Origin of the sequence: Ramlibacter sp. (assembly GCF_029866045.1) — a bacterium.
Lineage (GTDB): Bacteria > Pseudomonadota > Gammaproteobacteria > Burkholderiales > Burkholderiaceae_C > Ramlibacter.
The window spans coordinates 1-10472 of sequence record NZ_JARXAB010000002.1; the positions used below are offsets into that span (position 1 = coordinate 1).

General features: G+C 65.6%; 10 protein-coding genes. 8 read left to right on the top strand and 2 right to left on the bottom strand.

Annotation, left to right across the window (positions count from 1 at the left end):
• From lptG to QE494_RS00060, 4 genes are all read left to right on the top strand, one after another.
• Positions 1-917: LPS export ABC transporter permease LptG (gene lptG / locus QE494_RS00045; RefSeq protein ID WP_300040218.1), on the top strand; the 917-nt coding region annotated here is incomplete at its 5' end.
• Positions 914-1297: a sirohydrochlorin chelatase gene (locus QE494_RS00050; RefSeq protein WP_300040220.1), complete on the top strand. Its 384-nt coding sequence runs from the start codon at positions 914-916 to the stop codon at positions 1295-1297. The genes lptG and QE494_RS00050, both read left to right, overlap by 4 nt.
• 164 nt (positions 1298-1461) lie before the next feature.
• On the top strand, positions 1462-2409 hold the full coding sequence (locus QE494_RS00055) for a CysB family HTH-type transcriptional regulator (RefSeq protein WP_300040224.1): 948 nt from the start codon (positions 1462-1464) through the stop codon (positions 2407-2409).
• On the top strand, positions 2387-3574 hold the full coding sequence (locus QE494_RS00060; protein WP_300040226.1) for a pyridoxal phosphate-dependent aminotransferase: 1188 nt from the start codon (positions 2387-2389) through the stop codon (positions 3572-3574). Before QE494_RS00055 ends, QE494_RS00060 begins: the two co-directional genes overlap by 23 nt.
• Before the next feature lie 95 nt (positions 3575-3669).
• On the opposite strand, the gene QE494_RS00065 is transcribed toward QE494_RS00060, so the two are convergent.
• Entirely contained in the window at positions 3670-5856 is a 2187-nt protein-coding gene (locus tag QE494_RS00065; protein ID WP_300040228.1) for an AAA family ATPase, read from the bottom strand.
• 180 nt (positions 5857-6036) lie between these two features.
• On the opposite strand from QE494_RS00065, the gene QE494_RS00070 reads away from it, so the two are divergent.
• Positions 6037-6690 carry a chromate transporter gene (locus QE494_RS00070; protein WP_336619413.1) on the top strand — a complete coding sequence of 218 codons (654 nt, stop codon included), beginning with the start codon at positions 6037-6039 and terminating at the stop codon, positions 6688-6690.
• Positions 6687-7271 (top strand): chromate transporter, encoded by a 585-nt coding sequence (locus QE494_RS00075; protein ID WP_300040230.1) that lies wholly within the window; start codon positions 6687-6689, stop codon positions 7269-7271. Before QE494_RS00070 ends, QE494_RS00075 begins: the two co-directional genes overlap by 4 nt.
• 85 nt (positions 7272-7356) lie before the next feature.
• On the opposite strand, the gene rlmB is transcribed toward QE494_RS00075, so the two are convergent.
• Positions 7357-8094, bottom strand: a complete 738-nt coding sequence (gene rlmB / locus QE494_RS00080; protein WP_300040232.1) for a 23S rRNA (guanosine(2251)-2'-O)-methyltransferase RlmB — start codon at positions 8092-8094, stop codon at positions 7357-7359.
• A gap of 107 nt (positions 8095-8201) precedes the next feature.
• Here rlmB and QE494_RS00085 point away from each other — a divergent pair, with 107 nt between their 5' ends.
• Both QE494_RS00085 and QE494_RS00090 read left to right on the top strand, forming a co-directional pair.
• A complete protein-coding gene (locus tag QE494_RS00085; RefSeq protein ID WP_300040233.1) occupies positions 8202-9089 on the top strand; it encodes a DUF3365 domain-containing protein in 888 nt (295 codons plus the stop codon).
• Between the two features lie 63 nt (positions 9090-9152).
• Positions 9153-10472 (top strand): serine/threonine-protein kinase (locus QE494_RS00090; RefSeq protein ID WP_300040235.1); only part of this gene is annotated, 1320 nt, incomplete at its 3' end.

Below are 10472 nucleotides of genomic sequence, written 5' to 3' on the forward strand. Positions count from 1 at the left end.
TGTATGAGTTGATGCCGATCGCGGTCCTGATTGGCACCATCTTCGTGCTGGCGCGGATGGCGCAGAACTCCGAGTACACCATCTTGCGCACCTCTGGCCTCGAGCCAGGGCGCGCCCTCACCCTGCTGCTGGTGCTGGGAACGCTCTTTAGCGGGCTGACGTTTGCCACCGGCGAGTTTCTGGCACCGGCGGCAGACCGGACCGCCGCCTTGCTCAAGGCCAAATACCAGGGCCGACTCTCAGTGGGAATGACCGGCGCCTGGCTCAAGGAGCGCCAAGGCGAGCGCACCTACACCGTGAACGTGGCCGCGATGGCGCCGGACGGCAGCCTGCGCGGGCTGCGCATCTTCGAAGCTGATTCCGCCGGGCGGCTCGTCACCATGGTCCAGGCGTCACAGGCGCAGGTGCAATTTGACGAAGCCTGGGTGCTCAAAGGGGTGGATCGCACCTTCTTCCGCCCCGGCGAGGGGCAGCGCGCGAGCGCGGCCACCCAGCATGAGGCGGAGGCGGTGTGGCCCACGAGCATCAGCAGCGAGATGGTCTCGGTGGCCCTGCTCAAGCCAGAGCGGATGTCCACCCTGGACCTGTTTCGCTACATGCGCCACCTCGACGCCAACGGTCAGACGTCCCAGCGCTATGAAATCGAGTTCTGGCGCAAGGTCTTCTACCCCTTGAGCTGCCTGGTGATGATGGTGCTGGCCCTGCCGTTTGCCTATCTGCATTTCCGCTCGGGCGGCATCAGTGCGATGGTGTTTGTGGGCATCCTGTTCGGGATCAGCTTCTTCCTTCTCAACAACGTGTTCGGCCATGTGGGTAACCTGCAGAAGTGGCAGCCCTGGGTCGCTGCGGCCGCACCCGGCCTGCTCTACACGCTGATGTCCCTGGGCGCCTTTGGCTGGCTGGTCCTGCGACGATGACCCTCCCCGCTTCCTCTCCCACCCGAGGTGTGATTCTTTTCGCCCACGGGTCCCGTGACCCGCTCTGGCGGCTGCCCATGGACGCGGTGGCGCGCCGCGTCGCTAAGGCCGAACCCGGCACACCGGTGCGCTGCGCCTTCCTCGAGCTCACCGCCCCTGACCTGCCGAGTGCTGGCGCGGAACTGGTGGCGCTGGGGCTGGAAGAGATCCGTGTGCTGCCCATGTTCCTGGGCGTGGGCCGCCATGCGCGCGAGGACCTGCCGCTGCTGATGGAGTCGCTTCGCAACGCCCACCCGCAGGTGCGTTGGGTGCTGCAGCCGACGGTGGGCGAAGACCCGGGGCTGCTGGACCTGCTGGCCAACCTGGCGATGGCGCGCTGAGCACCGGGCGTGTGCAGGGTGCGGGCAGGGTGCGGGCAGGGTGCGTATAGGGTGTGTACAGGGGCCCAGATCGGCCGTGGCATGCATGTTTCATTTCCCATGACGCAGGCAGGCTCAATAGATGTTTGCGGCATAATAAATCTCAGCTTTATCTGGGATTCAATATGAACCTGCATCAGTTCCGTTTCGTCCAGGAAGCCGCCCGCCGCAACCTCAACCTCACCGAGGCAGCCAAGGCCTTGCACACCTCCCAGCCGGGCGTGTCCAAGGCCATCATCGAGCTGGAGGAGGAGCTGGGGGTCGAGATCTTCGCCCGCCACGGCAAGCGCCTCAAGCGCATTACCGAGCCCGGCCAGCATGTGCTCAAGAGCATCGAGCTGATCATGCGGGAGGTGGGCAACCTCAAACGCATCGGCGAGCAGTTCAGTGCCCAGGACTCCGGCACTCTGTCAATCGCCGCCACCCACACCCAGGCCCGCTACGTGCTGCCGATTCCCGTAGCCCGCTTGCGTGAGGCCTACCCCAAGGTGAACGTGAGCATGCACCAAGGCTCGCCCGACCAAGTGGCCAAGATGCTGCTGGAGGAAGTGGCCGAAGTGGGGATCGCCACCGAATCGCTGGCCGACTACTCTGAGCTGGTTACCCTCCCCTGCTACGAGTGGCAGCACGTTCTGGTCATGCCCGAGGGCCACGCGCTGGCGGGCAAGGAGCGCATCACGCTGGAAGACCTGGCCGCCGAGCCGCTGATCACTTACCACCCGTCATTCACCGGCCGCACCCGCATCGACCAAGCCTTTGCAGCCCGCAAGTTGCAGCCACGCATTGCGCTGGAAGCCATCGACTCAGATGTGATCAAGACCTACGTCCGCCTGGGGCTGGGTATCGGCATCGTGGCCGAAATGGCCGCGACTGACGAGGAACTGGGCAAACCGCCGCTGCTGGTGAGGCCCCTCGGCCATCTGTTTGGTCAGAATGTGGCCCGTATCGCTTTCAAGCGCAGCGCCTATTTGCGCAATTTCGTCCTCCAATTCGCCGAGCTGCTGTCGCCGCGGCTCGACCGCCAACTCATTGCCAAGGCCATGTCCGGGCATGTCAACGACTATGAGCTCTGAACTCGCCACCGCTCCCCGCACCCCTGCCCTGGCCAGCAAGCTGCCGGCGGTGGGCACGACCATCTTCACCGTGATGTCGGCGCTGGCCACCGAGCATCAGGCGATCAACCTGGGCCAGGGATTCCCCGATTTCGACTGTGACCCTCGCCTGGTCAAGGCAGTGTCGGACGCGATGGCCGCCGGTCAGAACCAGTACCCGCCCATGCCCGGTGTGCTGGCGCTGCGAGAGGCGGTGTCCGCCAAGCTGGAGGCGCTGCATGGTTACCGCTATGACCCGGGCAGCGAGATCACTGTCACCGCTGGCGCGACCCAGGCCATCCTGACCATCATCCTGGCGGTGGTGCGGCCGGGAGACGAAGTGATCGTGTTGGAGCCCTGCTACGACAGCTACGTGCCCAATATCGATCTGGCCGGCGGCACCGTCGTGCGGGTGCCGCTCACCCCGGGGACTTTCCGGCCCGACTTTGACAAGATCGCCGCCGCGATCACGCCGCGCACCCGGGCTCTCATCTTCAACAGCCCGCACAACCCCTCGGGCACCGCCTGGACCCGCGAGGAGATGCTGCGACTCGAAGCCCTGCTGGCGCCGACAGACGTGCTGCTGATCGCCGACGAGGTTTATGAACACATGGTCTTCGACGGTCGGGCCCATGAGAGCGTGGCCCGCTTTCCGGGGCTGGCCGCGCGCAGCTTTGTGGTCTCGAGCTTCGGCAAGACCTTCCACGTCACCGGTTGGAAGGTCGGCTATGTCGCCGCGCCGGCGTCGCTGTCCGCCGAGTTTCGCAAGGTGCACCAGTTCAATGTGTTCACGGTGAACACGCCGGTGCAATGGGGCCTGGCCGCCTACCTGGCCGACCCCGCGCCCTACCGCGACTTGCCCGCCTTCTACCAGCGCAAACGTGACTTGTTTCGCGCCGGTCTGGCCGGTACCCGTTTCAAGCTCCTGCCTTGCGAGGGCACCTACTTCCAGTGCGTGGACATCTCCGAGGTGTCCGACCTGTCCGAGTCCGAGTTCTGCCAGTGGCTCACGCGGGAGGTCGGCGTGGCCGCTATCCCGCTTTCGGCCTTTTATGGTGACGGGTTCGACCAGCGGGTGGTGCGGTTTTGCTTTGCCAAGAAAGACGAAACCTTGTTGGCAGCGCTCGATCGCCTGTCGCGGCTGTAGCCGCTCAGGCCGGACGAACCGAACGACGCATCCTGCATCGACCCCGGCGACGCGTCTGTGCCGCACAGAAATGGCCCCCCTGAGCCCCGCAGCGCTCAGGCCGACAGCAGGCCCATGCGCTGGTCAAACCCCCGGCATGCTTGCTCAAAGCGGCGGATCTCGGAGAGCGCCTCCCGCAGGTCCATTTCGCCAACAGCCATCAGGCGGCCGACCAGGTGCTCGGTCAAGGGCTTGAGTCGGGCCAATTGTTCGCGGGTCTCGTCGTACAGACGCTCGCTTTGAGCCTCCATGATGCCTCGTGTTTCCTCGTCGACCTGCCCGCCTCCGTCGTGGGCCAGCGCGCCGAAATTGAGGCGCGTGCGCCGGTACATGCCCAGTTCGGCCACCGCCTGGTGCAGGAGCCAGGTGACCCGGCTGATGTCGTTGTGCGCGCCATTGGTGGTGCCCTCCTCGCCGAAGAACAGCTCCTCGTTGGCCATCCCGCCGAGCAGTACCCGGACATCGTGCTCCATATCGCTCTTGGTCCTGAGCAAGTTCGTACCCTGCTTGTGAAAAACGAAGCCCAGCGCGTTGTTGCGCGGGTTGGCCTTGAGCGAGATCTTGATCATCTTCATCTCAGCCAGGATCCGGTCCCAGTCACCCTCGCAGCGGGCACGCTCCTGCTCGAAGTCAACCAGGAAGTGACCCCACTCGTGCACCGCGATCACCCGCCGGTCGTGCTCGCGATCCTGGGTGGTGTGGGTGTTGACGTTACCCACCAGCACCCGCTCGGCAGCCTGCATGAGCGTGTCTGTGCCGATCATGTTGCCTGCTTGCACCGCGGTGATGCCGGCCTGGTTGACGATGGTCTCCAGATCGGCCGGACTGCGGCCCTCGGTGATTTCGACCACTTGTCGCAAGTCCAGCCCTGGCAGCACCTTGCCGGCGCGCCGAGACAGGTAGTGGCCGATGATGGCCTCGCGCTCGGTGCGGTTGGGGAGCCGAAAATCCACCTTCATCTGAAAGCGGCGGAGCATGGCCTCGTCCATTGGCATCTGCTCACTGTTGAAATTGCTGGCCACGATCCAGATGATTTCGGCTTCCCGGCGGGTGCGCACCCCGTCGAGAACCGCCAGCAACATGTTCTGGGTGTCGTCATCGAACTTGCGGTGGCCGCCGCGCTTCATAAACAGGTCTTGTGCCTCATCCAGAAAAACGATGCAGCGCTTTCGGCGCTGGGCCATCGCCACGATGCGGCTAAGAGTGCCCGCGCCGCCGCCCACGTAGCCGGTTTCTAGGTTCACTGCCGAATGAAACAGGATGGGCAAATTGAGCGTCTTGGCCAGGTAGCTGGCCAGCTTGGTCTTGCCCGTACCCGCAGGGCCGCTAAACATGACATTGAAGGGTTTGTCGATGCCGTACTCGGCATACGCGGCACGCCGCTGGTACTGGTCATGAATCTGCGCGACTTCGGCCTTGATGTCGTCCATGCCCACCAGATCGTCCAGATCCCCATGGACCTGGGCAGGCTCAATGAAGCGCAGCGATTTATGCTGGCCACGCAACTGAAAAAACAGGAAGCCGATCAGACCCAGGGTCAGCGCGCCCGACAGCAGTCCGCTCACCCCTGCCTTCCAGGCGTCCTTTTCGGACTGAGGCCTGGCGTTGGCAAAGCGCTGGTCCAGCCGCTCAATCAGAGCCAGGCTGGCCGCGGGCAGCTCTGAGCGCGGCACAAACACCAGCTTGGCGCCCCAGTCCGCTGTCACCGCGCGCTCGGTGAAGATCTGCGTCTCCATGTCGGATGGATAAAAGGCGTGACGCTTGCCGCCCGAACTCACCAGGACGAAGCGCTCGGACATGTTCCACAGCAGCGGCTTGTAGACGACGGTGATCCGGTCCACTGGCTCCTGCGCCAAAAATCCCAGGAGCGAGCCCTGGCCGAACACCACCGGCAGACGCTCGTCGAGTGGCGAGCTGCTGGCGCCGCTCTGGGCTGCCATCTTGGCCACCTCGACCGCCACCTCGGCCTGGCGCTGCCACAGCGTCAGCGCATACAGGCCGCTGGCCGGAATCGCCAAGGCCAGTGCGAGCAACACGCCCTGCAGTCCCCTGCTCTGGATGGCAAACCAGTCGGCCAGGCGGCTGGCAGCCTTGCACAGGGCGGCCCACCAGCTCCCTGGGGGGCGCTCACCCTTGGAAAAGGCGGGGCTCGGGTCGGGCACAGCGGCAGCCTCAGGCTGGGGTGTGCAGGAGCGGTCGGGCAGTTCCTTCATGGACTCGCTTTCGTCAAATGTCAGAGCCATCCTACGAATGAAGGACAAATTCGGGGCCCTCCTCGGGCTGTAGGCCTACGCAGAACCCCAGGTCGTGCGGAATTCACGGAAAGCCTGTGACCAGACCTCGCCTGCGGGCCCTGCGTCGGTCCGATGGGGGATCGCCGGGCCCACCGGATGGGCTGTCCCGGTCGCGCTGATAATCCTTGGGTGAATCCCGTCTCGCCCTCTCCCGCCACACGCCCCCCGCCCCCGCCCAGCCATCCGGATGACGAGACGGCCGACCGTCGCCACCCGGCCTCCCTGATAGAGCTGTTCATCGCCTTCAGCTCGATGGCCCTGCAGGGCTTCGGTGGGGTGCTGGCGGTCGTGCAGCGCGAGATGGTGGAGCGTCGGCGCTGGATGACCCGGGACGATTTTGTCGAGGAGTGGGCGGTGGCCCAGGTGATGCCCGGCCCGAACGTGATCAACCTCGCCATCATTTTTGGCTCGCGCCACTTCGGCTGGCGCGGCGCGGTGTTCGGCGTGGCGGGGCTGCTACTCGCGCCCACGGCCCTGGTGCTGAGCCTGGCCCTGTTGTATGCCCAGTTCGCCCATGTGCCTCAGGTTCAGGCGGCCCTGCGCGGGATGAGCGCGGTGTCTGCCGGCCTGATTGCCGCCACCGGACTCAAGCTGCTGCCCTCCCTGGGCCGTCACCCGCTCGGTTGGCGGCTGGCGCTGGCCCTGTGTGTGCTGACCTTTGTCGGCCTGGCCCTGCTGCGTGTACCGCTGGCCTTGTTGCTGTTGGGAATTGGCGGGCCCACCTGCCTGCTCACCTGGCGTCGGCTCGGGGCGATCGAAGCCCAGAAAAAGGACGCGCGATGAGCGCCGCGATCGCGCAGCTCCTGGGCGCCCTGGACTGGGTGGCGATGCTGACTCACTTCATGGGGCTGTCCCTGCTTGCGGTGGCGGGCGCCATCAGTACCACGCCAGAATCGCACCGCTACCTGGTCGACGAGAACCGCTGGCTGACCGACGCCCAGTTCACCGACTCCATTGCCATCGCCCAGGCAGCGCCCGGGCCCAACGTGCTCTTCATTGCCCTTCTGGGCTGGAATGTGGGCTTCAACGCCGCCAGTTGGGCCGGCGGCGCGCTGGGGCTTGTATTGGCGATGGCCGGCATCATGGGACCGAGCTCAGTGCTGACCTATGTCACCGCGCAGTGGAGCCAACGTAACCGGGAGCGCCGGGAGGTACGGGCCTTCAAGCAAGGCATGACGCCTATCGTGATTGCACTCATGGCCGGCACCGGCTGGGTGCTGGTCTCCGCCCACGGCTACACGCTCGCGCAACTGCCGTTGTGGGGTTTGGCGCTGGTCTCCACCGTGGTGGTCTGGCGCACCCGCATCCACCTGCTGTGGCTGCTGGGCGCAGGCGCGCTCATGGGCGCGCTGGGCTGGGTTTGAGCCGCTTGTCGGCCACACGCAGGAGCTGCCAGCGCCAAACGCGCCCGACCCCCTCGACGAGAGCGGGGCAGACCGCTCGGGACCGTCAGCCCAGCCGCTGACGCCGCGCCTCGTACAGGCAAACGCCGCTGGCCACTGAGACATTGAGGCTCTCGACCGCGCCGCACATCGGGATGTGCACCAGCTCATCGCAGGTCTTGCGGGTGAGCTGGCGCATGCCGGGGCCCTCGGCCCCCAGCACCAGGGCCACCGGGCCTTTCATCTCGACCTGGTAGATCGACTTCTCTGCTTCGCCGGCAGTACCGATGCACCAGATATTGCGTTCCTTGAGTTCGCCCAGGGTGCGAGCGAGGTTGGTCACCATGAAATAGGGCACGGTTTCGGCCGCGCCACTGGCCACCTTGGCTACCGTCGCGTTGATCCCGGCCGCATGGTCCTTGGGTGCGATGACCGCATGCGCGCCAGCGCCGTCGGCCACCCGCAGGCAAGCGCCCAGGTTGTGCGGGTCGGTCACACCGTCGAGCACCAGCAGGAGCGGCGGATCTTGCACCGCATCGAGCAAATCGTCGAGCGAGTGCGCGGCGACCATGGGCTCGACCCGCGCAGCCACGCCCTGGTGGCCATGGCTGCCCGCGAGCTTGGCCACCCGAACGGCGTCGGCTTCGACCAGCCGGACACCCGCCTCACGGGCACGGTCGAGGAACTGGCGCATGCGGGCGTCGCGACGACTCGCGTCAAACACCACCTCGATCACCGACTGCGGCGCAGTCTTCAACCGCACACCCACTGCGTGGAACCCGAACAGGACCTTGGCACTTGTCATCACCCGATTATCCGGCCAGGCCGGTCAATGCTTTCGACCTCGGTGGGCTGGTCCCCACGCGAGACGCGCTAGGCCTAGAATCCGCCGCCTCTAGGGAGACGAATACGATGGGATTACTGCTCCGATTCAACCTGGTGCTGGTCGGCGTCTCCCTCGCCGGGTTGGGCGCCACGGGTTGGTTGTCCCGACAAATGTTGCAAGAAAAGGCGCGCGCCCAGGTGATTGAGGACGCGCGCCTCATCCTTGAGGCCGCCATCGCTGTGCGGACCTACACCGTGGACCAAATCCGGCCGCACCTGGCCCCACAGATGACCGAGGTCTTTCTGCCACAAACGGTGCCAGCCTTTGCCGCTACCGAAACCATCAACAAGCTGCGGCGGCACTACGGCGACTACAGCTACAAAGAGGCCACGCTCAACCCGACCAATCCTCGAAACCGGACCGCTGACTGGGAAGCCGATGTGGTGCAGCGGTTTCGCCAGTACCCCGATCAGCAGGAGATCATCGGTGAGCGCGAGGCTTCTGGGGGTCGCAGCCTCTACATCGCCCGGCCCATCCAGGTGAGCAATACCGCTTGCCTGCAATGCCACAGCACGCCAGCGGCTGCGCCCCCCAGCATGCTCAAGATTTACGGCGAGGCCAACGGTTTCGGCTGGCGCCAGGGCGAGATCGTCGGCGCCCAAATCGTCAACGTCCCGATGACGGTGCCACTGCGGCATGCGGACCAGGTATTCAGCACTTTCATGATCTCCCTGGCGGGCGTATTCACAGCCGTCTTCCTGGCGCTCAACCTGATGCTGGGCTGGCTCATCATCCGGCCGATCCGCCGCATGTCGCGCACCGCCGACCGCATCAGCACGGGCGACTTCAGCGAACCTGAGTTCGCCGAGACCGGCCGGGACGAGGTGTCCTTGCTCGGCGCCTCGTTCAACCGCATGCGTCGCAGCCTGGAGAGGGCGATGCAAATGATCCACGCCGATCCGCACTTGTCATGAGGCTCCGCCATCTCCGGCATGACGCACCTTGGGCGCCTCCCCTCGGAGTGCGGGGAAGTCCAGATGAGCGCTGAAGCGCCTTGCCCGGATTCGGGCGATGCGGGCGCCCTCCTCCCGGGCACCCGCATTGACGACTACGAAATCCGCCAGTGGCTCGGCGGTGGCGGGTTTGGCATCACCTACCTCGCCCGTGATCTGCAACTGGACCTGCCGGTCGCCATCAAGGAATTCTTCCCTGCCGACTGCGCTCACCGCAGCCCCTGCGGCGCTGTTCTGCCACGCGGCAGCGGCCACCAAACCTTTGCGGCAGGTCTGGAGCGCTTCATCGAAGAGGCCCGGGCGCTGGCCAACTTCCGTCACCCTAACATCGTGCGGGTGCTGCGGCATCTGCGCTCGCATGGCACCGCTTGCATCGTCATGGAATACGAGCGTGGCGATCCGCTGACCCGCTGGCTGGCTCGCCAGCAGCCACTGTCAGAAGCCACGCTGCTGGCTCTGGTGCTCCCATTGCTCGACGGGCTGGCGGCGGTGCATGGGGCCGGATTCCTGCACCGGGACATCAAGCCCGACAACATCTACATGCGTGCCGACGGCCAGCCGGTCCTTCTGGACTTTGGCGCTGCCCGTCGGGTGACGGCCGGCGCAGGCGCCACCAGTATCGTCAGCCCGGGCTTTGCCCCGTTTGAGCAGTATCACTCGCAGGGCGAGCAGGGCCCCTGGTCAGATCTCTATGCCTTGGGCGCGGTCATGTACTGGATGGTCACCGGGCACAAACCGGTGGAAGCAGCCGCCCGTATTCAGGACGACAAGCAGCCCTTGCCCAGCCAGTTGGCCGACCCCAGCCGCTTCGGCGCCGACCTGCTGCAAGCCATTTCCTGGGCGATGCAGCCCAAAGCTCCGGACAGGCCACAGTCGGTCAACGACTTCCGCGAGGCCTTGCTCGCAGCAACCCCTGTAGCGCCTAGGCTGTCGTCCGCCTCCGGATCGGCGCTGCGGACCCCATCGCAGGCGGTACCGGGCCCTTCCAATCTGGCCGCTCTCTCCGTCTCGTCGCCGGCCTGCCTGCCGCTCGCAGTTCTGGGTCCGTCGCCACCGAGCCAGCTCGAATGCCTCGCCGGGCGTAACCTGCTGGCTTGCGTCGCGTTCATCGACCTGGTCGCCTGGTCGGCCCAGTCGGTCGACGATCAGGTGGGCATCAAAGGACAGCTCAATGCGCTCCTCGTCCGAGTGCTGCAGGGCTTGCCCCGCGAGCACTACCTGGCTATGTGCACCGGAGACGGCGCGGCTCTGTGCTTTCTCGGAGACCCTGAGGAAGCGCTCAACGCCATGCTTTTGCTCCGTGACCTGGTCTACCTGCAGCCGGGGGCTGGCCTGCCGCTGCGC